Here is a 25979-nt window from a genome sequence, read left to right as displayed (position 1 = left end):
CCACCGACGCATCGCGGTGGCGCGCGTTTCGGAGCAATTCCACAAGACTTCTTGTGCATGTAGGGTCGCAGCATGAACCAAGGACGGATCGACGACCCCGCCCAGATGCGCGCCCTCGCTCACCCGACGCGCCTGCGCATCCTCGGCCTGTTGCGTGCGAGCGGCCCGCAGACCGCTGCGACGATCGGCGGGGTGATCGACGAGGCGCCCGGCACGATCAGCTACCACTGCACCCGACTGGCCGCCGCGGGCTTCATCGAACCCGCTCCCGACGCGGGCACGGACCGCCGTGAGCGCTGGTGGCGAGCCGCACACGACGCCTCCGTGTGGGAGCTCGCCGACGCGCTCGACGACCCGGAGCGGTTGCTCGCCACGAACGCCCTCGACCACGCGGTCGCCCGCGTGTACGCCGCGAACTACGAGGCGTTCGTCGACCTCGCGCCGATGCTCGGACGCGAGTGGGTGTCGGCGTCCTCGAGCTCGGACCGCGTGCTCCGCCTGACGGCAGCCGAGCTCCAGGACATGGGCGAGGAACTCCGCGGCGTCGTGGACCGCTGGGCCGGTGTCGCTGCCGAGCACCACGCCGGTGACGGCTCCGAGCAGGTCTTCGTGCTGAACCAGGCGTACCGATGGCCGCGCGCCTGAACCCCCGGGCGCAACTGCGCGCACTGCTCGCGGTGCAGGTGGTGTCGCGCATCGGGAACGTCGTCACCACCATCACCGTGCCGTTCGCCGTCCTCGCGCGTGGCGGCTCCGCCACCGACGTGGGCATCGCCGCGTTCATGGCGACGGTGCCGATCGTGCTCGGCGGTCCGTTCGGTGGGGCCCTCGTGGAGCGGGTCGGGTTCGTCCGCTCGAGTGTCGCGTCCGACGTCGTCAGCGGGCTCACCCTGCTCGCGATGCCGGTGCTCGCCTGGACCGTCGGTCTGCCGTTCTGGGCGCTCCTCGCGCTCGTGTTCGTCAGCGGGCTGTTCGACACCCCGGGTGAGTCCGCCCGACGGGTGCTCCTGCCGGGGCTCGCGACCGCGGCAGGCGTGCCGCTCGAACGCGCCGTCGGCCACTTCGAGGCGTCGTCACGGCTTTCGGTGCTGATCGGTGCGCCCCTCGGTGGGACCCTGGTCGCCGTCCTCGGTCCGATGCCGGGCCTCGCCTGCGTGGCGATCACCTTCGGGGCAGCCGCGCTGCTCATGGCGCTCACGGTCCGCGGCGCGGTGGCACCGGTCGAGTCGACCGAACCCGTGGAGTCGCAGGGGTACTGGCGCGACATCGCCGACGGGTTCCGGTTCTGCGTCCGCGATCCCCTGTTCCGGCTCGTGGTCGCGCTGGTGCTCGTGACGAACCTGCTCGACGCCGCACGCTCGACCACGCTCCTGCCGCTCTACGCCGACCAGCAGCTCGGCGGCGCGCAGGCGCTCGGGCTCGTCACCGGCGTCTTCGGGGGTGCGGCGTTCCTCGGCTCCGTCGCTTTCGGATACGTGGCGCACCGCGTGCCACGACGGTTGGTCTTCACCCTGTGCTTCGTCCTCGCCGGTGGGCCGTCACTGATCGTCCCGGCGCTCGGGCTCGGCCTGCCGTGGATGCTCGCGTCCGCCGCGCTCTCCGGGCTCGCGGCCGGTTCGATCAACCCGATCCTCGGAGCCGTCGAGCTCGAGCGGATCCCGGAGCACATGCGCGCGCGGGTGTTCGGCCTGCTCGGTGCCGGCGCGTGGGCGGGCATCCCCGTCGGCGGCCTGGTCGCCGGGCTCGCTGCCGACGGCGTGGGGGTCGAGGCCACCTTCGCCGTCGTCGCGGTCGTGTACACGGTCGTGACGCTCACGCCGCTGCTCGGCGGATCGTGGCGGCTCATGGAACGCCGCTCGGAACCGGCACCAACCGTGCTCAGTGGCTGTCGGTCATCCCGCTGCTGACGTACGAGGACCCCACCGTGTCGTCGGTGAGCGTGCAGTTGTACATGGCGTACGGGTCGGTGTGCCCGTCGTCGAAGGTGAAGGGGTAGACGAGCTGGTAGGTCCCGTCGCTGCCCGTGTACCCCGACGGGTCGTCCATGAACGTCAGGGTGACCCCGGCGGCCGCGGCGCCCTTGCTGCACTCGTCGTAGACGTGCTGCGCGAGCGCGGACGTCGCGGGCCCCTGCGACGGGGAGGACGACGGGGTCGACGGAGTCACGGCGTCCGTCGCGGTCGCAGACGGGGACGGGGACGGGGCCGGGGTCTCGTCCCCGGTCGTCGCCGAGGTGGCGGACGGCGATGGAGTCGGTGCGCTCGCTGCGCAACCGGTGAGGGCGGCGACCATGACGCAGGCAGCAACCGCGGTGACGCTGATGCGGGTTCGGGTGTTCATCGGCGGTCTCTTCCTCGGTCAGAGCGGGGGTCGCTCACTGAGAGATGTCGTGTGACGGCCGATCCTGACATGGTCACAAGGCCCGTGAGCAGCTTCGATCGGTGTCGTGGTTCTCGCGCCGCGCCGTTGTCGCGTCCTGTAGCTGATTGCCGACCGGCCAGAAAGATCATGCCGCCGATGGGGCGCCGGTCTCGGCGATGGTCTCCCGGTACGCCTCGATCTTCCGTTCCAGTGCCGCGAGGTGCCGCTGCACCTCCGCCTGCCGAGCGAGGACGGTCGCATGGTGCTGCTCGAGGAGCGCGAGTCGTGCGACATCGTCGGCACCATCTCTGTACGCGGCCGCGTAGTCACGCATCTCCCGCACGTTCATCCCGGTCCCGCGGAGCATCACCGTCCCGGCGAGCCAGCTCAGCGCCGCCGTGTCGTACCGCCGCCATCCATCCTGACCGCGATCAGGAGACGGTGCGATCCCCTCCTTCTCGTAGTAGCGGATCGTGTCGACCGTGATGCCGAGCAGCTCCGCCGCAGCGCTGATCGTGACCGGTCCGTCGACGTGGACCTCGGGAAGCAGCATGAGCCGAGTCTCCCACTTGACATGGTGTGCACACCAGGGTGGAGGGTCGTCATCGTCCGGGTGATCCCGGCGACGAACGGAGAACACGCATGCAGCAGATCCCTCTCGGCTCCCAGGGGCTCGTCACGTCCGCACTCGGACTCGGATGCATGGGCATGAGCGCCTTCTACGGCGGTGCAACCGAAGCCGGTTCCGTCACGACCATCCGTCGCGCCCTCGACCTCGGGATCACCCTGTTCGACACCGCGGAGGCGTACGGACCGTTCGAGAACGAGAAGCTCCTCGGCCATGTGCTCGGCTCGGATCGGGACCGCGTGATCATCGCTTCGAAGTTCGCCACTGACTTCACCGACGACGGCCAGCCCATCGGACTCGACGGGTCCCCGGAGCATGCACGCCGCGCGATCGACCGGTCCCTGAGCCACCTCGGCACCGACCACATCGACCTCTGGTACCTCCACCGGGCAGACCCGAACGTGCCGATCGAAGACACGATCGGCGCGATGGCTGAAGCCGTCACGGCCGGCAAGGCCCGCTACATCGGGGTCTCCGAGACCTCGGCCGAGACCCTGCGACGTGCGCACGCGACGTTCCCCATCACGGCGATCCAGTCCGAGTACAGCCTCTTCGAGCGCGACGCCGAACACAACGGCGTCCTCGACACCGCGTCGGAGCTCGGCATCGGGTTCGTGCCGTTCTCGCCGCTCGGCCGCGGGTTCCTCTCCGGCACCGTCACCCGCAAGGACGACCTCCCCGAGGGCGACGCACGACGGAATCTCCCCCGGTTCTCCGACGAGGCGATCGACGCGAACTTGCACGTCGTCGAGGCGCTGAAGGTCATCGCCGCCGAGAAGGGCGTCACGACCGCGCAACTCGCGCTCGCGTGGCTGATGCAGGCCGGCACCGTCCCGATCCCCGGCACCACGAAGGCCTCCCGTGTCGAGGAGAACGTCGCCGCTGCCGACGTCGTCCTCACCACGAACGATCTCGCCCGGATCGAAGCTGCATCCCCGCACGGCGTCGCCGTTGGTACCCGCAACACCGAAGCGGGAATGGCTCGCGACCGCGGCTGAGCCGAACGGAACGCCCCCCAACACCAGCAGGTACCAACCGATCGCCCACCGGGACGAGTACTCGGCGCCCTCGAGGTCCGAATCGTCGACCGGCGGATCGGGTTGTTTGAGTGCGGCGAAGTGGCCGCCCCGGTCCGCGACCGCGTAGTGGATGGAGCGGGGTACTTGTCCGGGATCCAGCTCCGCGGCAGCAAGGGGATGTCCGCGGGGAAGACGGTGAGGGCGGCTGCCGTTCAGCGTCCTCGGGCGGTCCTTCAGCCGGTACCGGCACACCGCGCCAGCGGGGTGACGGCCAAGCCGGGAGGCACGGTGCCAACTGACACCGGGCCTCCCGTCCGCCCTGTGGTCGCGTCGACGACGCGTCAGCCTTCCCAGGGCCGGTACTTCTGGCAGGTCTCGGGGCCGCCCTTCGTCGAGCCGCAGACCTCGACCGGCCCCCAGATGCTTGACGACCGAGGTTCAGGCCTCGCTGCGCTCCCGACGACGCACCCGCAGCGTGCCGATCCCCTGCACGATGCAGACGACACCGCTCGCGACGACGATGACCCCGGTCACGATCCGGCCGATGGAGACCCCACCGACCAGCAGCGGGGCGACTGCGACACCGATGAAGATCGCGCCCATCACGATGACGACGACCGGGTTCTGGGCGACGAAGAACCGGCGCCCACCGTTCGCTTCGGCGATCGCACGGTCCCGAGCACGAGGGACGGCGTCGGGCGACCGACCCGCGCGGCGGTCTGCACGCCGTCGCCGGCTGCGCAGGACCAACCAGACCGCGGCGCCGATGACGACGGCCGCTCCGATCGCGAGCCATTCGACGATGTGGAAGGAGCCGAAGACGATCACCAGGACGAACCCGACCGCGATGCCCACGAACATGTCCGTGGTCATCCGGTCGGTCCGGCCGTCGCCACTCGTGACGTACCCGGGGCGGCGTTCGTACGGATCGTGCTCGTCCACGGCCGGTCCGTCGGCCCGTTCGGTTCCCATGCTCCGAACGTACCGACGGCGCTCGGGACCCGTCCGGGTCAGCCCACTCGTTCCGCCGGCGGCTCGGCCCGGACTCCGCGTGCCGGACGCCGCTCCCGCACGATCGCCACCGCCTGGCGCAGCGACAACCCCGGCAGGTAGGTACGGACGATCGCGACGCCGATGGTGGGCAGCGCCACCGGGTCCGGGTACGCCATCACCAGGGGGTGCAGGTCAGGCCCGAACTTCGCCTTGAAGCGCAGCAGGGAACGGAACCCGTAGACGGGCTCGAGCGCACCGCCGACGACGTCGAGGACCGATTCGACGCCGCTCCGGCCGGAGCCCTGCGGTTCCGCCGAGGACGCGAGCGGTGCGGCGGACAGGCTGAGCCGCTCGGCACCGTCGGCGCGCATCCGGTCGACCGCACTCGCGACCAGGAACTCCATCACACCGTTCGGGGCGTCCGGCGCACGGCGCATCACGTCGAGCGTCCACCCGACCACCTGGCCGGCACGGTACGCGGGGAGCCAGCTGGTGACGGCGAGGACGGTGCCGTCCTCGCTCAGGGCGACGAGCGTCCGGACGGCGGGGTCGCGCATCTCGTCGATGCCGCCGAGGGTGAACCCCATCTCCGGCAGTTCGCGCTCGGCGACCCACTCCTCCGAGATCGCCTCGATCTGGCGGGTGACCGATCCGGGCAGCGAGGCCCAGTCCGACCAGAGCGCGGTGGTGCCGGACCGTGCGGCCTTGTTCACGGCCGTGCGGACGTCCTGCTTGCGCTTGCCCGTCGTGGTCCAGGTGCGCGGGTCGAGGTCGGCGTCCTCGGCCACGGGGAGCGTCGTCCAACCGAGTCGTGCGAGTGCAGCACCGAGGGTGGCGTCGATGCCGTAGAAGACGGGCGTCCAGCCGTGGTCGTCCGCGGCCCGTGCGAAGCCCTCGAGTGCCGCGAGCCGCGCGTCCTCGTGTCCGAAGGGGCCGCCGGTCGTCACGGCCACGCTCCCGGTGCGGTGGTAGGCGACCCCGGCTCGGCCGTCCTCGGTGAACCAGTACTCGTTGCCGGGCCAGGTCGTCATCCACCCGAAGGTGTCGCCGCCGCCGGCGACCAGGAGCGCCCGAGCAGCCGCCCGCGCGGCGTCCTGCCCGTCGAGGTCACTGTCCGAGCGTCCGGCACCGGTCGGCCGGACCGCGGCGATCGCCACCGCGAGCCACAGGAGCGGCCCCGAGATGCCGACGACGAACCGCAGCGCCGGCTCGGCTTGTCCGAGGTGCGTGGGCAGGGTCACGGGGGCGATCGGACCGAGCACGGCGAGCGCCAGGTGGAGGGGCTCCCGCACGCTGTCGCCCGAAGCCACGGCGACGCCGACGACGACGACCGCGAGCACCAGGGCCGCGCCCGCGACCGTGACGGCGAAGGTCAGCAGTCGTCGCCGGTCGGTCCGGACCGGGAAGTCCGCGCGGCGCAGGACGAGCACCACGGCGGTGGCGATCGGTACCAGCACCGACGCGACGAGCGAGAGCGAGACCTCGAGGTGGTCAGACGCCAGACGCTGCACAACGGCGTGGTGCCGCTCGGGCAGCACCCCGTACGAGACGGCGGTCGCGAGGCCGGTGACCAGGTCGACGGTCACGACGAGCCACAGCGCGAACCGACTGCCACGCCGGAGGCCCACCGCACCGACCGCCAGGACCACGAGCGGCATCACGGCCAGCAGCGACTGGAACAGGCCGTGCGGGTGCACCGCGGCGAGCGCTCGGACGCAGCTGGCGGTCACCCCGGTCACCGAGCAGTGCGGCATCCGTCCGGTCGGCCCGGTGTCGAGCACCACGGCGAGCGGGGCGAGCAGCCCGAGTTGAGCACCGGTGACGAGCGCGAGGACGGGGCCGACCGCCGACACGGTGACCGCGGCCACCAGCAGCACGCGGGTCTCGCGTGAGGAGCTCCGGGTCCAGCCGCTCCGTACCGGTGACCGTCGCAGCACGCGGCCGAGCACCAGGCCGACGACCAGGGCGAGCGCCGCGTGCAGGTCGGACGCGTGTCCGGCGTAGAGCAGCAGCGCGGCGACGACGGCGATCGACACGACCCGGATCCGGCGTCGCCACAGGGCGCCGGCGAACGCGCTCGCGGTGACGATGGTCCCGACGATCCAGGTCCAGGGGCCGACGTGTCCCAGGTGCACGAGGAAGCCGGGGTTGGCCGGGGCTCCGTCGAACAGCTGGAGCAGGGCACCGAGGCCGGTCCCCACGACGGTCGTGACGACCATCGCGAGCAGGGTGCGCCGCCAGCCGAGCAGCCGTTCGGACGCGCCGGTGCACACCACGACGGCGACGAAGGTGACGAGGAACCCGACGACACTGGACGTCACCGCGATCACGCCGAGCGGGCCCATCGCCCCGCCCAGGGTGTCGAGCGTCCGACCGTGGAGTGCGCCGACGCAGCGGAGCACCACGGCGGCGATGCCGACGACGATCGTCAGGCCCGAGACGACACTCGTCAGCGGGTACCGACGGGCCACCGGCACGAGATGCTTCGGGTTCGCCCACGCGAGGGCCGCCGTCACCGCGCTCACCGGAGGCCCATGTGCGCGATCACGCCGGGCATCCCGACGCGCAGGGCGTAGCGCACGGTGTTCCAGTCGTGCGCGGAACCCTCGGACACCAACAGTCGGGTCTGCATCCCCGCGGCGTCCGCAGCTGCGCGGAGCGCCGTGGTCGAGGCGACGTAGGGCTCGTCCTCGCTGCCGTAGGCGAAGACGGTCAGGTGCCCCGGGTACGGCCCGTGCGCCCGCATGATCGCCCGCGGTGCCGCTGCGGCGTACCGGGTGGCGGAGCCGCCGAACCCGACCTGGATGCTGTGCTGGACGGAGCCGCTCAGGGGTGCGAGCTCGCTCGAGATCGCGAAGGTCGTGCCGAACACGTCGGGGTGCGCGGCGGAGAACTGCATGGCGCACGTCGCGCCCTGCGAGAACCCGACGATGCCCCAGGCGGAGGGCGCTGCCCCGACGCGCAGGTGCTGTCGGATCCAGTTCGCGGTGTCGGTCATGATGTACGTCGCGGAACGGCCGAGGGGCGAGTCGACGCACATCGGGTTCCGGCCCGGTGCCCCGAGTTGGTCCGGCGCGACGACGATCGGGGCCAGTCCGTGGTGGGCCTCGGCGAACGCGTCCATCACCGCCCCGAGCCGACCGGCCTGGAACATGTCGCTCGGCTGGCCGGGTTGTCCGGCCAGGCTGATCAGGACCGGCAGGGTCGGCGGTCGCTCGGTCAGGGCAGCGGGCGGCAGGTACACGTCCGCCGGCCGCCCGTGGAAGTGGGAGACGGTCGACGGGATGGCGACGGAGAGCACCTTCCCTCGTCGCGGCATGTCGGCGGGCGCCCGCCAGGTGGCCGGGTCGACCACCGGACTGGAGGCGCGCCCCACCCCCGTCTCGTGTCCCAGCGGACCGGACGGGTACGGATCGGTCGTGACGGCCTGCTCGATCGTGCGGTACGCCCCGAAGTCGACGTTGACGCCGAGGACGGCGGCCAGGGCCACCGCCACCGCCGCGAGCACGCCGAGCACGCGGCGGACCCAGCCGCCCTGCACGACCGTCACGACGAGCAGGCCGACGGCGCCGAAGGCCAGGGCCACCCACATCCGGGTGATCGGGGTGAACGACACCCCGTACAGGTCCTGGACGTCCCCGAACCACCACACCGCGACCAGACCGATCACGGCGCCGACGGCCACGCCGCCGAGCCGCCAGACCAGCCCCCGGACCGGATGCCGGGAGCGACGACCGAACGCCGGCAGCAGCGCGGCGACGGCGAGGAGCCCCGCGGCGACGTCCACCGGGACGAGCACGGACGGTGCGACGACGGCGACGTGGAACAGGGGTCGGAGCAGATCGTGGAACATGGGGCCTCCCGGCGGACGGTGCAATCGTGGCGTCGGCCCGCTGCGAACGGGGCACCGACGCGCTTCCGGTTCGCACAGTTCCCACCTGTGCGGCTCCCAGGCAGTGCTCAAACAACCCCCAGCGAACCGTCCGGAGCGACGGGCCCGCCGGACCTCTCGGTGGCGCACACCTAGGGTGAACGGGTGACGCACGACGGATCGGTACGGGCTGCACTCGCGGCGGTCGCAGCGGACGGCTGGGGCGACGGCGGGCCGCTCGTCGAACCCGGCAGCACGACCTCGCCACGTCGGGCCGCGGTCCTGATGCTCTTCGGCGCGCTCGACCACACGCCGAGCGACCGACCGGCAGCAGCACCCGGGGTCCCGCGCGACCTCGACGTCCTGCTCCTCGCCCGGGCCACGACCCTGCGCGCGCACGCCGGCGAGGTCGCGTTCCCCGGCGGACGCATCGACCCGGGTGACGCGGACGCCGTCGCCGCCGCACTCCGCGAGGCACAGGAGGAGACGGGGCTCGACCCCGCCGGCGTCGAGGTGCTCGGCACCCTGCCGCCCGTACCCCTGGCGTTCTCGAACCACCTGGTCCGGCCCGTCATCGGCTGGTGGCGCGACCCCTCACCGATCCGCGTCGTCGACGAGCACGAGTCGGCGGCGGTGTTCCGGGTCCCCGTGGCCGACCTGCTCGACCCGGAGAACCGCGGCGTGACCGTGATCCGCCGCAGTGGTCAGGAGTGGCGCGGACCGGCGTTCACGATCGAGGCCGACGGGGACGAGCACCTGGTGTGGGGCTTCACCGCGATGCTGCTGGATGCGCTGTTCGACCGACTCGGCTGGACGGAACCGTGGGACCGGAGCCTCGAGGTGCCGCTGCCCGACTGAGCACCGGGAACGACAGCGGGTCGGCACGCACCGCGTCGACCGCGTGGGCCACGGCCCCGATGACGACGACGTCGGCCCCGAGCGACGACGCGACGAGTTCCGGCACCGGGTCGAAGTGCCCCTTCGCGAGCAGGTCGCGCGCGCGGTCGATGACCGCGACCGCCGGCTGGGCGATCGCGCCGGCGACCACGACGCGGTCGATGTCGAGCAGGCTCGCGAGCAGGATGCAGACCCGGGCCAAGCGGTCACCCAGGCGGTCGACGATGGTGCGCGCGACCGGATCACCGCTCCGCGCGGCCGTGAACACCAGGGCGGCGTCGGCGGCGAGCGCGGCGTCCGCGGGGATGCGCCCGTCGGCGACGGCGTCCGCCACGAAGGTGCGGGCGACCGCGCCGATGCCGTCGGACGAGCCGACACCCTCGACGAGTTCGAGCACCCGCATCTCCCCGGCACCGCCGTGGGCACCGCGCAGCAGGACCCCGTCGACGACGAGGCCCGCGCCGAAGCGTTCGCCGGACAGCAGCGCCGCGAACGAGGCGTCACCCGAGGACGGCCGCTCGGCGAGCGCGGCGAGGTTCGCGTCGTTCTCGACGAGCACCCGACCGTCCGGCACGGCGTCGGCGAACCCCGGGTTCATCCGGACCCAGAAGCCGCCGTCGTCGGGCGAGGCCCCGGCGGCGTCGACCGGCGCCGGGATGCCCACGACGGTGACCAGGACGCGGGTGCGGTCGACGTCGGCCGAGGCGAGGGCGGCGGCCACGGTGTCGGCGAGGACCCCGAGTCGCACGGGCACGTCGAGGCCCGATGCACCCAGCGACCCCTCGGCACGACCGAGCACCGTGCCGCGCAGGTCGGCGACGAAGGCCGTGACCCGGTGCTGGCCGGCGTCCACACCGACGACGACCCCGGCGACCGTGTCGAGCTCGTAGCGGCGGGCGGGGCGCCCCATCCGGTACTCCCCCGCGGCGCGGGCGTCGTCGAGCTCGCGGAGCCAGCCGAGCCGCACGAGCTCCTCGGCCGCCCCGAGCACGGTCGACCGGGTCAGGCCGGTGGCGTCGATCGCCTCGGTCGCGGTGAACGCCGACGAGTCGAAGGCGTACGCGAGCAGCGTCTCTGCGCTCGTTCCACGGGGTGGCGGCATGTCGTGACCCTATCGCGCGACGAGTTCCTTGCGGAATTAGATTTTCTCGCTACATTTAGTTCCGCGGGCAGCATCGGAGCCGCTCGCGGGACGGAACGGCAGGGACGCCGGGTCCGGACGGACGGAGACGACGTGCAAGCACACGCCACCGCCAGGAGCGCCGCATCGGTCAGCCGACGCGGGTTCCTGCTGGGAGCGGGCGGCATCGGAGCGGGCCTCGCGCTCGCCGGATGCGCCCCGATCGGGTCCTCGAGCGCCAAGCCGGAGACCATCACGTTCTACGTGTCGAAGCCCGAGGTCATCGGCTACTTCGACGACGTCATCGCGCAGTTCCACCAGAGCCAGTCGAAGGTCCGGGTCGTGCGCGACTCGACCTCGAGCATGTCCGCGAACTTCGTGCGGAACCGGCCGCCGGACCTCGGCTGCTGGAACTACAACTTCTCGGTCGTGCCGTTCGTCGAGCACGGCGCGCTGACCGACCTGTCCGACCTGCCGCAGGCCGACACCATCAACCCCGACCTGTGGCCGCTCATGGAGCAGACCGCCGACTACCCCGGCCGGAAGAGCGCCCTGCCGTACTCGGTGACGGCGGCGTCGGTGATCTACAACAAGGCCCTCTTCGCGCAGCAGGGGCTCGACGTCCCGACGACGTGGAGCGAGTTCGCCGACGTGTGCGAACGCCTGACCAAGGCCGGCATCGCGCCGATCTACGGCACGTTCAAGGACAACTGGACGATCGCCCAGGGCATGTTCGACTACTCGATCGGCGGCATGATCGACACCCGGGCGACCTTCGAGGCGCTCCGCCGCGAGGGCACGAACGTCGGCAAGGGATCCGCCGTCTCGTTCGAGCGCGACCTGCGGAAGCCGATGGAGCGCATGGTGCAGCTCCGCGCCTGGCACCAGGACGGCGCCGCGAGCCGCGGGTACGGCGACGGCAACCTCGCCTTCGCCCAGGGCAAGGCGGGCATGTACCTGCAGGGACCGTGGGCCCTCGGCGAGATCGCCAAGACCACGAAGGACATGGACCTCGGCACGTTCCCGCTGCCCGTCACCGACGACCCGGCCGACCGCAAGGTCCGCGTGAACGTCGACCTGGCGCTCTGGATCCCGGAGGCGTCCCGCAAGCAGGAGGCCGCCCGCGAGTTCCTGTCGTTCCTGATGTCCAAGCGGGTCAACGACGAGTACAACGCGGACAACAACGGCTTCGGGGTGCGCAAGGACGCTCCCCCGGCGTCGAACCCCGCCCTCCGCGGCATGCAGTCGTACTACGACGACGCAGCCTTCTACCTCGGCGCCTCGCAGCTCATCCCCGCCGAGATCCCGGTCGCGAACTACGCGCAGTCGATCGCCTTCGGCGGCGACCCGCAGCGCCAGCTCCGCACCCTCGACGCCGACTGGGCGCGTCTCGCGCTCCGCACGGCCGCGTAAGGAGACGTCCGAATGGCAACCACGACCACCGAATCCATCACGACGGCGGACCGCCGCCGCCGTGGCGGAGCCGCCACGGGCCTCCAGGCCGGACGACGGGACGGACGGCGCAAGCCCCGCGTCGACCCGCTCTTCCTGGCGTTCCTGCTGCCCACCCTGGTGCTCTTCACGCTCGCCATCACGCTGCCGGCGGTGATGGGCATCGTGCTGAGCTTCACGAACTCCGTCGGCTTCGGCGAGTTCCGCTTCACCGGGCTCACCAACTACATCGCGGTGTTCTCCGACCCCGCGATCCTGCAGGCGTACCTGTTCACGCTCGGGTTCTCGCTCGTCACCGTGATCGTCGTGAACGCGATCGCGTTCCTGCTGGCCATCGCGCTGACGTCGAAGATCCGCGGCAAGATCGCGCTGCGTGCGGTGTTCGTGCTGCCGATGGTGATCTCGGGGATCGTCATCGCCTACGTGTTCTCGTTCCTGTTCGCGAACAGCCTGCCGGCCTTCGCCACCGCGATCGGCTTCGGGCCGCTCGAGCAGAGCATCCTGGCGAACCCCGACCTGGCCTGGCTGGCGATCGTGGTCGTCACCGCCTGGCAGGCGATCCCGTCGACGCTCCTCATCTACATCGCCGGCGTCCTCTCGATCCCCGGCGAGGTGTACGAGGCATCCGCCCTCGACGGTGCCAGCGCCTGGCGGCAGCTCGTCTCGATCACCGCACCGCTGACCGCGGGCTACATCCTGATCAACCTGGTCATCGGGTTCAAGAACTTCCTGAACTCGTACGACATCATCGTCGGCCTGACCGACGGCGGCCCCGGCACCTCGACCACCAGTGTCGCGATGTCGATCTTCAAGGGCTTCAACGGCGGCGACTACGCCTACCAGATGGCGAACGCCACGATCTTCTTCGTCATCGCGGTCGTCATCGCCGTGATCCAGCTGCGGGCGACCCGCGGGAAGGCAGCGCTCTGATGTCCCTGCAAGCACCCCTGCGACCGGGGACCACCGCGACCGGCAGCATCCGTTCCGTCGACGCCGACCGGTCCTCCGGCTCGGGCAAGGCCGGCCGCGGTCGTTCGAACTGGCCCGTCACCGTCGTCCTCGTGCTCTGCGCGCTGTCGGTGCTCGTGCCGCTGTACGTCACCCTGACGATGGCGTTCAAGACCACCGGGCAGGCCGTCGACGGCAACGCGTTCTCGCTGCCGGCACCGTTCAGCGTCGACGGCTTCGTGCAGGCGTGGCAGCTGACCGACTTCCCGCGGGCCTTCGCGGTCTCGGTGTTCGTCGCCGCGATCACCGTCGTCGGCACGATCCTGCTCGCCTCGTTCACGGCCTACGCGATCGCCCGGAACTGGGACCGACGACTGTTCCGCTGGTCGTTCTTCTACCTGCTCGCGGCGATGTTCCTGCCGTTCCCGGTGCTCGCTCTTTCGCAGGTGAAGCTCACCGGGCTCGCGCACCTGGACAACCCGCTCGGCGTCGCGATCCTGCACGTCATGTTCCAGCTCTCCTTCAGCGTGCTGCTCTTCACGGCCTTCCTGCGGTCGATCCCGGCGGAGCTGGAGGAGAGTGCACGCATCGACGGTGCGAGCACAGGGCAGGTGTTCTGGCGACTCGTGTTCCCGCTGCTGGCACCGATGAGCGCCACCGTCGGCATCTTCGCGTTCCTCGCGTCCTGGAACGACTTCGTGATGCCGTCGCTGATCACCTCCGACCCGGCGCTGCAGACCCTGCCGGTGCTGCAGCAGATGTTCCAGACGCAGTTCAGCAACAACTACAACGTGTCGTTCGCCTCGTACCTGATGGCGATGGCCCCCGCGATCATCGTCTACCTCGTCACGCAGCGGTGGGTGATGGCCGGCGTGACCCAAGGCGCCATCAAGTGACCGCCACCGCCGGTGCGGGCCCGACCGACACCGCCGGTGCAGGCCCGACCGCGATCGCCGGTGCGGACCCGACCGACACACACCCCTCGACCCCCTCGACCCACGAAAGGCCCGACGTGACCGACACCCTCGCCCAGCCCGCCACCACCTCGCACGACGAGACCTGGTGGCGCCAGGCCAGCGTCTACCAGATCTACCCCCGCTCGTTCGCCGACGCGAACGGCGACGGCATCGGCGACCTGCCCGGCATCACCGAGCGGGTGCCGTACCTGGCCTCGCTCGGCATCGAGGCCGTCTGGCTCAGTCCCTTCTACCCGTCCGCCCTGGCCGACGGCGGCTACGACGTCGACGACTACCGCGACGTCGACCCGCGCCTCGGCACCCTCGACGACTTCGACCGGATGGTCGAGGCACTGCACGCCGCCGGCATCCGGGTGATCGTCGACGTCGTCCCGAACCACACGAGCGACCGACACGAGTGGTTCCGCGAGGCCCTCGCAGCGCCCAAGGGCTCCCCCGCCCGCGACCGCTACGTGTTCCGTGACGGCAGCGGGCCGTCCGGCGAGGACGCCCCCGCCGACTGGATCTCGATCTTCGGCGGGCCGGCCTGGACCGCCGTCGGCGACGGCCAGTGGTACCTGCACAGCTTCGCGAAGGAGCAGCCCGACCTGAACTGGGCGAACCGCGAGGTCCGCGACGACTTCCTGCACACCCTGCGCTTCTGGTCCGACCGCGGCGTCGACGGGTTCCGCATCGACGTGGCCCACGGCCTGGCGAAGGACCTGGGCGAGACCCTGCCCACTTGGTCCGAGCTCGCCGAGATGCCGAAGGACGGCACGCACCCGCTCTGGGACCGCGACGACGTGCACGAGATCTACGCCGAGTGGCGGACGGTCTTCAACGAGTACACGCCGGCCCGCACCGCGGTCGCCGAGGCCTGGGTCCCCGCCCACCGCCGTGCCCGCTACGCCAGCGCCGAGGGACTCGGTCAGGCGTTCAACTTCGACCTGCTCGAGGCCGACTTCGACGCCGGACAGTTCCGCACGATCATCGAGTTCAACCTCGGGCTCGCCGAGCAGTCCGGCTCGTCGACCACGTGGGTGTTCTCGAACCACGACGTCGTCCGGCACGCCACCCGCTACGCCCTGCCGCCCCGCGCCGGTGGCACCGACAAGCAGGGCAGCGCGTGGCTGCTCGCCGGCGGCTCGCAGGACGCGCTCGACCGGTCGCTCGGCCTGCGCCGCGCACAGGCCGCCACGCTGCTCGAGCTCGCCCTGCCCGGCTCGGCCTACCTGTACCAGGGCGAGGAGCTCGGCCTGCACGAGGTCGGTGACATCCCGGACGCCGACCGCCAGGACCCGGCGTTCTTCCGCAACCCGGGCGTCGACGTCGGTCGTGACGGCTGCCGCGTACCGATCCCGTGGACGCGCACCGGCTCGTCGTTCGGCTTCGGTCCGGACGGTTCGCACCTGCCGCAGCCGGCGTGGTTCGCCGACTCCAGCGTCGAGGCCGAGGACGCAGACCCCGACTCCACCCTGAACCTGTACCGGAAGGCGCTCGGCCTGCGTGGCCAGCTGCAGTCCGAGGAACAGCTCGAGTGGATCGAGACCGGCCGCGACGACGTGCTCGCGTTCCGTCGGCCGAACGGCTGGACCAGCGTGACGGTCTTCGGCGACGAGCCCTTCGCGCTGCCGGCCGGCGAGCTGCTGCTCGCCTCGGCCCCCGTGGTCGACGGTGCCCTGTCGGGCGTGGGGACGGCCTGGTTGCGTTCCTGACGCGACGCTCGCGCCCTGGGCGCGACCGGATGACGGACTGGAGGCGCGGTGCCAGCTGGCACCGCGCCTCCAGTCCGTCGTGTCGTCACCGTCCCGGGCCGCGACCGGCGTCCGCGCCGTCAGCCGGCCCCGGTAGGGTCGCCGCATGAGCGGGGCGAGCATCAGCGTGCAGGACTTCGTGATGCGGTTCGGCGACCGCAACGTGGTCGACGGGCTGTCGTTCGACGTCGCCCCCGGTGAGACGTTCGGGCTGCTCGGCAGCAACGGCTCCGGCAAGACCACGACGATCCGGGCCCTGCTCGGCATCACCACCCCGACGGCGGGCACGCTGACGATCGACGGCCGCCCCTACCGGCCGGCCACCGGCGGCATCGGCTACCTGCCCGAGGAGCGCGGGCTGTACCGCAAGGAGTCCGTCATCGACGTGATGACCTACTTCGGGCGCCTGCGCGGGCTCCGTGGTGCCGAGGCGACCGCGTGGAGCATGGACTACCTGGCCCGGGTGGGGCTCGCCGACCGCGCGAAGCTGCGCGTCGACAAACTGTCCGGCGGGCAGCAGCAGAAGGTGCAGCTCGGCATCACGATCATGGACCGGCCGCGGCTGCTCATCCTCGACGAGCCGACCAAGGGACTCGACCCGGTGAACCGGCGGCTCCTGCTCGACCTGGTCGACGAACGGAAGGCCGACGGCGCGACCGTGGTCCTCGTGACGCACCACATGGACGAGGTCGAGCGGCTCTGCGACCGCATCCTGCTGCTCAAGGACGGGCGGGCCGCCGCGTACGGATTCGTGCCCGACGTGCAGGACGCCTTCGGTGGCGCCGTCGCCCGCGTGGGGCTCGACGGCCCCGTACCGAAGTCGTCGCTGTACCGGCTCGCCCGCCACGAGGGGCACGTCGCCTACCTGGTCCCGACCCAGGCCGCCGCTCCGGACGGTGCGGACGTCCTGGCGGAACTGGTCGCGGCGGGGGTGCACGTCACCGCGTTCGAGATGCGCCGGATCCCGCTCGACGAGATCTTCGTGCAGGTCTACGGGCACGACGCCCTCGCCGCTGCGTCGTCGGACGGGGCAGCGGCATGAGCAACCTCGGCACGGTCGTCCGCTTCGAGTTCGTCCGGGCGGTGAAGAAGCCCGCGTTCTGGATCGGCACGCTCGCGCTGCCGGTCGTCATCGTGGTCGTGTCGCTGCTCGTCGGCATCGGGCAGGCCGCCGGCACGAACTCCGTGGTGTCCGGCTCGTCCGCCACGAAGACCCCGTTCCACTACGTCGACGAGTCCGGCCTGGTGTCGGAGTCCGTGGCGGCGAAGTGGGGTGGGACGCCGTCCACCGATGCCGCCGCCGACCGTGCCGCCGTCCGCTCCGGTGACCTCGACGCCTTCATCGCGTTCCCGTCGTCGCCGTCCACGACGGCCATCCGGGTCGACGCCGCCGACCGGGGGCTCTTCGCCAACGGCGTGTACTCGTCGCTGGCCGAGCGGGTCCTCGAGCAGAGCGTCGCCGCCTCGGTCGACGACCCCGAGACCGTGCAGCTGCTCCGCAGCCCACCCGCCACCGACGTCACCACCTACGCCGACGGGCGGGTCGCACCGGGCTGGTTGTCGGTCGTGCCGCCGTTCCTGTTCGTCGCCGCGTTCTTCGGGCTCGTCATCCTGCTCGCCGCCCGGATGGTCACCGTCGTGGTCGAGGAGAAGGAGAACCGGATCTCCGAGATGATCCTGACCACGGTGACCGCGGGCGATCTGATCCGCGGCAAGGTCATCGCGATGCTGCTCGTCGGCTTCGTGCAGGTCAGCGTGTTCGTCGTGCCCGGCCTGGTCGGGCTGCTCGTCGCCCTGCCCTTGGTGTCGTCGCAGCTCGGCGGACTGACGGTCGACCCGTGGCGGATGGTGACCGGGGCGCTGCTGCTCGTCGGCGGGGTGCTGCTGGCGTCCGGGCTGTTCGTCGCCGTCGGGGCCGCCGTGCCGTCGATCAAGGACGCCTCGGCCCTGCAGTCGGCGGCGATCTTCGCGCTGATCATCCCCCTGTACGCGGCGTTCTTCGTGATGACGACGCCGACGTCGCCCGTCGCGCAGTTCTTCACGTACTTCCCGACCTTCACGCCGATCACCGCGATGGTGCGGAACGCCGTCGGGGCCCTGACCGTGACGGAGTCGGTGGTCTGCATCGTCGAGGTGTTCGTCGTCGCCGGGCTGCTGCTGTGGTTCGCGGAGTACCTGTTCCGGCACTCGGTCGCGCAGTACGGGTCGAAGGTGACGGTGCGACAGATGCTGTCGTGGCGGCGGGGGCGGCGGGACTGACCTCGTCGGTCGGCGCCGCACGGCGTCAGACGCGGACGGGCGCCTCGTCGAGGTCCCACGACGGGACGGCGTGCCGCTTCCATCCCTGGCGCAGGGTGTTCGCCGCGCGGTCGAACTCGACCAGGACGTCGATGTGCGGGCGGACCAGCATCTGGATCTGCAGCCCCTCGTAGACCGAGAGCAGCTGGGTCGCAGCCTGGTACGCGGGGATGCCGGCCTCTTCCGAGCCCTTGTCGAAGTCGCGCTGCAGCCCGACGGTCAGCTGCTCGGCGTACTCCTCGAACCGCTTGCGGAACAGTTCGGCGAACCCCGACTCCGAGCTGGCCACGGTGATCAGCCCCGCGAGCACCCGGACGAGCCCGGGGTCGGCGACGTCCTCGGCCAGGGTCAGACGGACGTGCTCGATCGTGCACGTGGGCGGGTTCTTCCGGCGGGTCCCCCGCAGCTGCGCCCACCGGTCGTAGGTGACCAGGAGCAGGGCGTGCCAGGTCGGGAACAGCCGCTCGACGATCTCGAGCGGGATGCCGGCCACCTCGGCGACGACCGCCGCGTCCACGGTGTCGAACGGGTGCAGCCGGTAGGCGCGGATGGCCGCGCGCACCGTGCGCTCTGCGAGGGACTCGTCGTCCTCGACGCGTTCGCCGTGCAGGGGTTCCATCCGACCATTGCAGCGCATTCCGGGCCGTTTGTCTCGTCCCAGAGCGGGGGCCGTGCTCCCGGCCGTGTCAGCGCGCCGCGACCACGGCGGTCAGCCGACTGTGACGGGCGCCGCCGGGGGCCGCACCCGCTGGCGCATCCACACGAAGAACCCGGTCAGGGTGAAGACGCCGTAGAAGACGTACATCAACCCGGAGGCGTAGTAGCCGGCGGAGAACAGCAGCGGCACGCCGACCAGGTCGACCGCCACCCAGATGAGCCAGAACTCGACCCACCCCTTCGCCATGCCGTAGGTGGCGAGCAGCGATCCGACGAAGATCCACGCGTCGCTCCACACCGGCTCGTAGGACCCGAGCGCACGGAAGACGGGGGTCAGCAGGGCGGTGCCGCCGATCATGCCGACGACGAGCAGCAGGCGGGTCCGCCAGGAGGCCCAGCGCGGGTCGATCACGGTCGTCGCGTCCTCGGGGCGGTGCGTCCACCGGTACCAGCCGTAGATGCTCACGATGATGAACATGACCTGACGGCCAGCCTGCCCGAGCAGGTTGACGGGGTTCGGGGTGTCGAAGAGCGCGCCCATGAAGACGGTGAAGAGCAGGGCGTTGCCGACCAGTCCGACCGGCCAGGCCCAGACCTTCCGGCGCATGCCCCCGAGGGCGCTGAGCAGCCCGAAGACATTGCCGATCACCTCGCGCCAGAGCACCGTCTGGTCGCCGATGACGATCTGCGCGTCGAACAACCAGCGCACGATGTCCATGGGCCCACCTCGTTTCCGGACGGTGCAACGACGCCGTGCGTACCGGCATTCCTTCTGTGATCGCTCTGCCCACGCGAAGCGCACACCCAGAAACCGGGGTACAAATCATGTCCTCCCTAGCGGGGACAAAAATGACCCCTGTTCTGGGGTCCGGGCGAACGCTCGTTCTCGCTTGTCGGCACTTTGGGGGACAGGTAACGTCGACACCAGAGCGAGTCCAGCCCGCCCGAGCAGCAGCACATGCGCTCCGAGGCCCGGCGACCGCTCTCGGCACCGGTCAGCCGCGACCCCCTCCAACCACTGGGTCGATGACAACCTCCCCACCGGACACGACGCCCGAATGTCCCCGGTGGGCTTCAGCGTGCCCCGAGCACGCAGGAACGGATCCACCCCATGCACAAGATCGTCACCGGTGCCATCGCCGGCGCAGCAGGCGTCGCACTCCTCCTCGGCGGCGCGGGCACGTTCGCGCTCTGGAACGCCAGCGCCTCGAGCGCCGCGTCCGCCGTGAGCGCCGGCACCCTGACGCTGAGCGCCAACAACGACGGTGCCTGGAGCGACATCACGAACGGTCGTTCCACCGCGATCGACCCGACGAAGGCCCTGATGGTCCCGGGCAACACGTTCCAGTTCACCCAGACGCTGAACATCGGCGCGACCGGCCAGGACCTCAAGGCGAACCTGACCTACGCCAACCAGAGCATCACCGGTGACGCCGCGCTGCTCGCCGCCACCACGAAGACGCTGGCCGTCACCTCGACGAGCGCCTCGGTGGTGCAGTCCTCGTCGAACACGAACACCTTCGTCGTCTCGCCGTCCTCGTCCACGTCGACCGTCAAGGTCGTCTTCACGGTGACGCTCCCCTCGTCGGCGACCACCGGTCAGGGCGGCTCGATCAACCTCAGCGCGCTGGCCTTCACGCTCACCCAGACCGCGATCGGTTCCTGATCCACCGATCGCACCCCACCGACCACGACGACCAGGAGCAGGCACATGACCGCCACACCGCGGACGACGGGACGCCACCGCGCGGCCCGACGGCACCGCTGGGTGTGGCCGGTCGCGCTCGCCCTGGTCGTCGCGGTCGGAACAGCACTCCTCGGCACCGGCGGCACGTACGCGCTCTGGAACGGGACCGCCAGCACGGCGGCCACCACGGTGCGCTCCGCCACGGCGACCGTCAGCGTCAGCAGCACCACGGCGATGAACACCGCGGTCCTCGGGCCGGGCACGAGCACCACCGGCACCTTCACGGTGCGGAACACCGGATCGGTCCCGCTGTCGATGCGCGTCACGACGACGGCCTCGAAGTCGTCCGTCGCGGCGGCGACCGGTGAGCTGACGCTCCACCTCGTGATGGTGTCCTCGACCGCGAAGTGCGTGCCCGGGCTCACCGGCACGAGCGGACGGCTCGCCACCTTCGACACCGGTACCGGGGCATTCTCCCTGCCGGCCGGGGTCAGCGGCACCGCGTGCCTCGAGATGGCCCTCGACGCCGACGCCCCGCAGACCGTCGCCGGCGCCACCACCGACTTCACCCTCACCGTCACCGGAACGCAGGTCTCCGCATGAACCGCCGCCTCCGGCTCCTCGTCGCCGTGCTCCTCACCGCCCTGTTCGTCGGCGGTACCTCGAGCGCCGCGTGGGCACTGTGGAGCGCGGCGGGCACCACCGCGGCGAGCACCACGGTCGGCACGGTCGCGGCATCGATCAGCGGCACGAGCGCCCTCACCACGGCGTTCTCGTCGAGCGTCACCTCGACGACGAAGCCGATCACCCTGACCGACTCGGGCACCCTCGCCGGCACCGCCACCACCACGGTCTCCGTCGTGTCCGGCAGCTCGACCGCGCTCGCCAAGGCCGTCACCGTCGTCGCCTGGCCGGTCGCCTCGTCCGCGGCCTGCACCACGAGCACGGCCGTGGGCACCGGGTCCGTCACCGGCACCTGGGCCTCCCTGCCGAGCATGAGCGCGAAGCTCGCCGCCGGCACCTCCGCCGTCTGGTGCACCCGCAGCACCCTGCAGTCGTCGGCCCCGGCCGGCTCGACCGCCAAGGTGAACGTCGACCTCACCGTCACGAGCGGCACCTGGACCTCGGGCGTCGTGGCGGGCGGCTTCACCCTGACCACCCCGGCAGCGGTCGTCGACACCACCCCCTCGCTGGTCTGCACCGACCACGGCGGTTGGTACGTCGAGATCCGGTGGGATGCGGCGAACCGCCCGGTGGACACCTGGTACGGGGCCTTCGTCGGCTCGACGCCGGTCGGGCAGAAGGCGCAGGACTACTCCGCGTTCATCACGATCGCGCCGCCGGACGTCCCCGCGAGCGCCGGCACCGCGGGCACGCTGACCGTCACCGTCAAGGTGTTCGACAGCGCCGGCAACCCCACGTCGACCGTCGCGGGTACCGGCAAGGTCACGCTCTTCACGCAGGACAACGGGGCGGCGATCCGATGCGGCGCATGAGCACCCCCACCCCGCGCACCGGCTGGCGCGCCGTCGTCCACGCCGTCGTGCTCGGTCTCAGCACCGGGCTCCTGCTGCTCGTCGCCGCCCTGGCGGTCGTGCTGATCGTCGTGCCGAAGGCCACTGGCTCGATGCCGCTCACCGTCCTGACGCAGTCGATGGAGCCGACCCTGCCGCCGGGGACGCTGCTCGTGGTCCGTCCGACCCCGATCGACGACATCCGGGTCGGCGACGTCGTCACCTACCAGATCGTGTCCGGCCAGCCCGCGGTCGTCAGCCACCGCGTGGTCTCGGTGTCGTCGTCGTCGGACGGCGAGCGGACCTTCGTGCTCAAGGGCGACAACAACGCCGAGGCCGACCCGGCACCGGTCACCGCCGTGCAGATCCGCGGCGTGGTCTGGTACTCCGTGCCGGAGATCGGCATCGTCAACCAGGTCGTCAACGGGTCGCGGAGCTGGCTCATCCCCGCGGTCGCCGGCGTGCTCCTGACGTACGGTGCGGTCATGATGGCCGCGGGCTTCGTGAGCGCCGCACGTCGTCGCCGCGCCCGCACCAGCCGCGCCCGCACGAGCCGCGTCGGCACCAGCCACGGACGACGCAGCGCGGCGCACCACGTCGAGCGGACCACCACCGAGAACAGGGCCGAGACGACGACCACCACCCGGTCTAGGCTCGGTGGACGTGACGGACGGAGTGCAGCGGGCGCGGGAGCTCCTCGACGCGGCGGCCCGACGGCTCCGCGCCGCGGACGTCCCGGACGAAGCACTCGGCGAGTACGTGCAGCCGAAGGCCGTCCTCGGGATCCGTCGTGACCCGACGATGCGGCCCCTCGGCCGGGTGTGGCGGGTCGGAGCGCTCCTGATCGGGTCGTCCCCCGAGACCGCAGGCCGTGTCTGGGCCACCGGGTCGATCACCCGCGTCACCGAACCCGGTCGGTCGCAGTACCAGTCGGTCTCCGCCGAGGTCCGTCGCGCCTACCGAGCCGCCGCCGCGAAGGGGCACTTCGGCGCTGGTGACACGGTGAACCACGGCGCCGTCCCGATCCCCGTCGACGACTCCCTGGTCGGCGCCGAGGGCGTGCTCGTCGTCATCGACGACGTGCCGTCGGTCCGGTGGTCCCCGACCGCCGGCGCCGCAGTCCCCCTCGCCGACTACCTGGACGACCGCGTCGGGCTGCTCGTCGATCCCCCGCGGGGCGCGACCGACTGACGCGGCACCGGGCACGGGCCCTGAACCGGCCGACCCCACACCGCAGCCCGTCCGCCGGACGCGATCCGGGCCTCCAGGCTGACCGGACCGACCACGCGCCTGTCGCGACGTCACCCGGTCCCGATAGTGTCGGAACGTGAGCAACGAGGCATTCGACGACCGCTACGAGCTGCGCGAGTTCGCGCCCGGGACGGACGACAAGGGGGCACCGAACGCCGAGACGGCAGCGTGGATGCAGGCCGTCGGGATGGGCTTCCACGAAGCCGACCCCGACGCCGAGGGCGCAGCCCGCATGGCGTCGCACTTCATCGCCGACGAAGAGACGTTCCTCGGGGTCTACGTGCGCGAGCCGTTCCCGGGGTCCGTCGACGAGACGTGGCCGGCCGGCACCTTCACGTGGTTCCGCAAGGCGCTGAGCTGGGGCGACGGGTCCTCCGTCGACACCCAGGCGATCTCCGCGGTCACCGTCCGCCCGACCGAGCGTCGCCGCGGCATCCTGCGCCGGATGATGACGCACGCGCTCGAGCGCGGGGTCGCCGAGGGCTACGCCGTCGCGTCGCTGACCGCGTCCGAGGGCACCATCTACCGCCGCTTCGGCTTCGGCTGCGCCATCCGCGAGCGTGCCGTGCACGTCCGCCGCGAGCGCGCGCTCCCCCTGCTCGCCCCGACCTCCGGCACGGTGTCGGTCGTGACGCCGCAGTGGCTCGCCGACGGCCCGGGCAAGGCGGTCTTCGACCGGTTCCACGTCCGCACCCCCGGTTCGATGGTCCGCAACACCGGCACCTGGCCGATCGCGTTCGGCCTGCTCGGCCACGACGGGCAGAAGGCGAAGGACGTCCGCGCGGCGGTGCACCGTCCCGACGGCTCCGACGAGATCGACGGGTACGTCACCTGGCGCGTCAAGGAGGACCGCGGTTCCGACACCGCACTCGAGATCGTCGACCTGGTGTACGCGGACGACCAGGCCTACACCGCCCTGTGGGAGTTCCTGCTCTCGGTCGACCTCAACGACGTCGTGAAGTACAACCGCTCCCGCCTCGACGACCCCATCGTCGCGGCGCTCGGCGACAACCGTGCGTACGACGTCGACCACGAAGAGGACCACGTCTGGCTGCGCGTGCTCGACGTGCCCGCGGTGCTGGCCTCGCGGCCGTTCGCCGTCGACGGGTCGCTGACACTCGGGGTCACCGACGCGCTCGGCTTCACCACCGGCACGTACCGCCTCGACGTCCAGGAGGCCCGTGGCACCGTCACGCGCATCGCCGACGACGTCGACGTGGCCGGGTCTGACGTCCAGCTCGACGTCGCGGAGCTCGGTGCGCTGCTGATCGGCTCGGTCTCCCCCGTCACGTTGGCCGCCGCGGGGCTCGTCCGCGCCGCGGACCCGGCGTCGGTGGAGCTGCTCCGCGCGATGCTGCTGCCGCCGCGGACGCCGCACGGCATCACGTACTTCTGATGGACGTCGGCCGCGTGGTGGGGCGCGCGGACTGTCGGTCGGTGCGAGGTCGGTCGGTACGAGGTCGGTCACACGGTGCGAGGTTGTTCCGCCGCACGGGGTGAACAACCTCGCACCGGGCGCCTCCCCTCGCGCGATCGCCGCCCCGGGCGCGCAGCAGCGAGTAGTCTCCCCGCCATGACGGACGACACGGTGGTCGACTGGCTCGTCGCCTCCGACCCGGCACTGCGCTGGCAGGTCGAGCGGGACCTCGTCGACGCCCCCGCCACGACGTGGCAGGCCACCCGTGCCCGGGTCGCGACCGAGGGGTTCGGCGCAGCGCTCCTCGCTCACCAGGACCCGGACGGACAGTGGGCTGGCGGCTCGTACTTCCCCGCCGACTTCGACCCCGACGGTCCGGAGGCCCAGGCCGCCGGACAGCCCTACACGGCGACGACCTGGTCTCTCAACACGCTGCGCGACTGGGGGCTCGACGCCGCTGTGCTCGGGGACACCGCCGTGCGCCTCGCCGAGAACAGTCGGTGGGAGTACGACGACCTGCCGTACTGGGGCGGCGAAGTGGACTGCTGCATCAACGCCTTCACGCTCGCCAACGGCACCTGGCTCGGTGCTGACGTGGATGACATCGCCGAGTGGGTGCTCGAGCACCAGCTCGCCGACGGTGGCTGGAACTGCGAGTGGGTCGAAGGGTCCACCGTGTCGTCGTTCCACTCGACCCTCAACGTGCTCGACGGGCTGCTGCAGCACGAGCAGCTGTCCGAGGGATCGCACCCGCGCGCCACGGAGCTCCGCGCCGCCCGACACCGCGGAGCCGAGTACCTGCTCGAACGGCGGCTGCTGTACCGGAAGTCCGACGGCGAGCTCGTCGGCTCCTGGGTGCACCGTTTCGCGTACCCGTCGCGCTGGATCTACACCGCGCTCCGGGCGACCGATCACCTGCGGGCGGCCGGGTTGCAGGACGGGACCCCGCCGGACCCACGAGCTGCCGAGGCGATCGAGCTCGTCCGGGCGGCTCGCAACGCCGACGGCACCTGGACCCAAGGTGAACGTGCACCAGGGCGGCAGTGGTTCGAGGTCGACGTCCCGGCGGGCGAACGCTCGAAGTGGCTCACCCTGATGGGGACGCGGGTCCTGCGGTGGTGGGACGGCGCGGCAACGGCCGGCTGACCTCGCACGG

Annotated in this window: 24 protein-coding genes; 16 read left to right on the top strand and 8 right to left on the bottom strand. The window is 71.5% G+C overall.

Annotated elements, in window-relative coordinates; translation table 11 throughout:
* Positions 1–72 precede the first annotated feature (72 nt).
* The gene (locus BR70_RS0111550) at positions 73–645 is read left to right on the top strand and encodes an ArsR/SmtB family transcription factor (protein WP_027466194.1); all 573 of its coding nucleotides are present in this window, start codon (positions 73–75) and stop codon (positions 643–645) included.
* On the top strand, positions 630–1907 hold the full coding sequence (locus BR70_RS0111545; protein WP_051596862.1) for an MFS transporter: 1278 nt from the start codon (positions 630–632) through the stop codon (positions 1905–1907). The genes BR70_RS0111550 and BR70_RS0111545 overlap by 16 nt, the downstream gene beginning before the upstream one ends.
* Here the strand turns inward: BR70_RS0111545 and BR70_RS0111540 are convergent.
* Entirely contained in the window at positions 1879–2340 is a 462-nt protein-coding gene (locus BR70_RS0111540; RefSeq protein ID WP_027466192.1) for a hypothetical protein, read from the bottom strand. The two genes, BR70_RS0111545 and BR70_RS0111540, sit on opposite strands and share 29 nt — an antisense overlap.
* A 166-nt stretch (positions 2341–2506) precedes the next feature.
* Positions 2507–2914 carry a MerR family transcriptional regulator gene (locus tag BR70_RS0111535; RefSeq protein WP_051596861.1) on the bottom strand — a complete coding sequence of 136 codons (408 nt, stop codon included), beginning with the start codon at positions 2912–2914 and terminating at the stop codon, positions 2507–2509.
* 89 nt (positions 2915–3003) lie between these two features.
* On the opposite strand from BR70_RS0111535, the gene BR70_RS0111530 reads away from it, so the two are divergent.
* A complete protein-coding gene (locus BR70_RS0111530; protein WP_027466190.1) occupies positions 3004–3987 on the top strand; it encodes an aldo/keto reductase in 984 nt (327 codons plus the stop codon).
* A gap of 459 nt (positions 3988–4446) precedes the next feature.
* Here the strand turns inward: BR70_RS0111530 and BR70_RS0111525 are convergent, their stop codons facing one another.
* The 3 genes from BR70_RS0111525 to BR70_RS23300 are packed head-to-tail and all read right to left on the bottom strand — an operon-like array spanning position 4447 to position 8854.
* Positions 4447–4980 carry a hypothetical protein gene (locus BR70_RS0111525; protein WP_027466189.1) on the bottom strand — a complete coding sequence of 178 codons (534 nt, stop codon included), beginning with the start codon at positions 4978–4980 and terminating at the stop codon, positions 4447–4449.
* Between the two features lie 38 nt (positions 4981–5018).
* The gene (locus BR70_RS20685; RefSeq protein ID WP_155896871.1) at positions 5019–7526 is read right to left on the bottom strand and encodes a bifunctional lysylphosphatidylglycerol flippase/synthetase MprF; all 2508 of its coding nucleotides are present in this window, start codon (positions 7524–7526) and stop codon (positions 5019–5021) included.
* Positions 7523–8854 carry an alpha/beta hydrolase gene (locus BR70_RS23300; RefSeq protein ID WP_051596859.1) on the bottom strand — a complete coding sequence of 444 codons (1332 nt, stop codon included), beginning with the start codon at positions 8852–8854 and terminating at the stop codon, positions 7523–7525. Before BR70_RS23300 ends, BR70_RS20685 begins: the two co-directional genes overlap by 4 nt.
* Positions 8855–9037: 183 nt before the next feature.
* Here BR70_RS23300 and BR70_RS22855 point away from each other — a divergent pair, with 183 nt between their 5' ends.
* Complete coding sequence (locus BR70_RS22855) at positions 9038–9730, top strand: NUDIX hydrolase (protein WP_081827358.1); 693 nt, start codon at positions 9038–9040, stop codon at positions 9728–9730.
* Here the strand turns inward: BR70_RS22855 and BR70_RS20680 are convergent.
* Complete coding sequence (locus tag BR70_RS20680; RefSeq protein WP_051596858.1) at positions 9642–10871, bottom strand: ROK family protein; 1230 nt, start codon at positions 10869–10871, stop codon at positions 9642–9644. The genes BR70_RS22855 and BR70_RS20680 overlap by 89 nt on opposite strands.
* A 132-nt stretch (positions 10872–11003) precedes the next feature.
* Between BR70_RS20680 and BR70_RS0111500 the strand changes: the two genes are divergently transcribed.
* From BR70_RS0111500 to BR70_RS0111475, 6 genes are all read left to right on the top strand, one after another.
* Entirely contained in the window at positions 11004–12302 is a 1299-nt protein-coding gene (locus tag BR70_RS0111500) for an ABC transporter substrate-binding protein (protein WP_027466187.1), read from the top strand.
* A gap of 12 nt (positions 12303–12314) precedes the next feature.
* Positions 12315–13271 (top strand): carbohydrate ABC transporter permease, encoded by a 957-nt coding sequence (locus BR70_RS0111495; RefSeq protein ID WP_027466186.1) that lies wholly within the window; start codon positions 12315–12317, stop codon positions 13269–13271.
* A complete protein-coding gene (locus BR70_RS0111490) occupies positions 13271–14185 on the top strand; it encodes a carbohydrate ABC transporter permease (protein ID WP_027466185.1) in 915 nt (304 codons plus the stop codon). The genes BR70_RS0111495 and BR70_RS0111490 overlap by 1 nt, the downstream gene beginning before the upstream one ends.
* Positions 14186–14301: 116 nt before the next feature.
* On the top strand, positions 14302–15960 hold the full coding sequence (locus tag BR70_RS0111485; RefSeq protein ID WP_027466184.1) for a glycoside hydrolase family 13 protein: 1659 nt from the start codon (positions 14302–14304) through the stop codon (positions 15958–15960).
* 145 nt (positions 15961–16105) lie between these two features.
* The gene (locus BR70_RS0111480; RefSeq protein WP_027466183.1) at positions 16106–17041 is read left to right on the top strand and encodes an ABC transporter ATP-binding protein; all 936 of its coding nucleotides are present in this window, start codon (positions 16106–16108) and stop codon (positions 17039–17041) included.
* Entirely contained in the window at positions 17038–18258 is a 1221-nt protein-coding gene (locus BR70_RS0111475) for an ABC transporter permease (protein ID WP_027466182.1), read from the top strand. Before BR70_RS0111480 ends, BR70_RS0111475 begins: the two co-directional genes overlap by 4 nt.
* A gap of 25 nt (positions 18259–18283) precedes the next feature.
* On the opposite strand, the gene BR70_RS0111470 is transcribed toward BR70_RS0111475, so the two are convergent.
* Entirely contained in the window at positions 18284–18916 is a 633-nt protein-coding gene (locus BR70_RS0111470) for a hypothetical protein (protein WP_027466181.1), read from the bottom strand.
* Positions 18917–19006: 90 nt separating this feature from the next.
* Positions 19007–19672, bottom strand: a complete 666-nt coding sequence (pnuC, locus tag BR70_RS20675) for a nicotinamide riboside transporter PnuC (RefSeq protein ID WP_035808802.1) — start codon at positions 19670–19672, stop codon at positions 19007–19009.
* A 393-nt stretch (positions 19673–20065) separates the two neighbouring features.
* Here pnuC and BR70_RS0111460 point away from each other — a divergent pair, with 393 nt between their 5' ends.
* The 6 genes from BR70_RS0111460 (at position 20066) to BR70_RS0111430 (ending at position 25969) form a co-directional block, all read left to right on the top strand.
* Positions 20066–20620 (top strand): alternate-type signal peptide domain-containing protein, encoded by a 555-nt coding sequence (locus BR70_RS0111460; protein WP_027466180.1) that lies wholly within the window; start codon positions 20066–20068, stop codon positions 20618–20620.
* A gap of 45 nt (positions 20621–20665) precedes the next feature.
* Positions 20666–21244, top strand: coding sequence for a TasA family protein (locus BR70_RS0111455; RefSeq protein ID WP_027466179.1), 579 nt, complete (start codon positions 20666–20668; stop codon positions 21242–21244).
* Positions 21241–22137 (top strand): hypothetical protein, encoded by an 897-nt coding sequence (locus tag BR70_RS0111450; RefSeq protein WP_027466178.1) that lies wholly within the window; start codon positions 21241–21243, stop codon positions 22135–22137. Before BR70_RS0111455 ends, BR70_RS0111450 begins: the two co-directional genes overlap by 4 nt.
* A complete protein-coding gene (locus BR70_RS0111445; RefSeq protein WP_231495697.1) occupies positions 22134–22949 on the top strand; it encodes a signal peptidase I in 816 nt (271 codons plus the stop codon). The genes BR70_RS0111450 and BR70_RS0111445 overlap by 4 nt, the downstream gene beginning before the upstream one ends.
* A 533-nt stretch (positions 22950–23482) precedes the next feature.
* Positions 23483–24802 (top strand): GNAT family N-acetyltransferase, encoded by a 1320-nt coding sequence (locus BR70_RS20670; RefSeq protein ID WP_051596857.1) that lies wholly within the window; start codon positions 23483–23485, stop codon positions 24800–24802.
* A 177-nt stretch (positions 24803–24979) separates the two neighbouring features.
* Positions 24980–25969: a squalene cyclase gene (locus BR70_RS0111430; RefSeq protein ID WP_035808801.1), complete on the top strand. Its 990-nt coding sequence runs from the start codon at positions 24980–24982 to the stop codon at positions 25967–25969.
* Positions 25970–25979: the final 10 nt, after the last annotated feature.

The sequence above is a fragment of the Curtobacterium sp. UNCCL17 genome (assembly GCF_000686685.1).
Taxonomy (GTDB): domain Bacteria; phylum Actinomycetota; class Actinomycetes; order Actinomycetales; family Microbacteriaceae; genus Curtobacterium; species Curtobacterium flaccumfaciens.
This window is presented reverse-complemented; position numbering and strand designations above follow the sequence as displayed.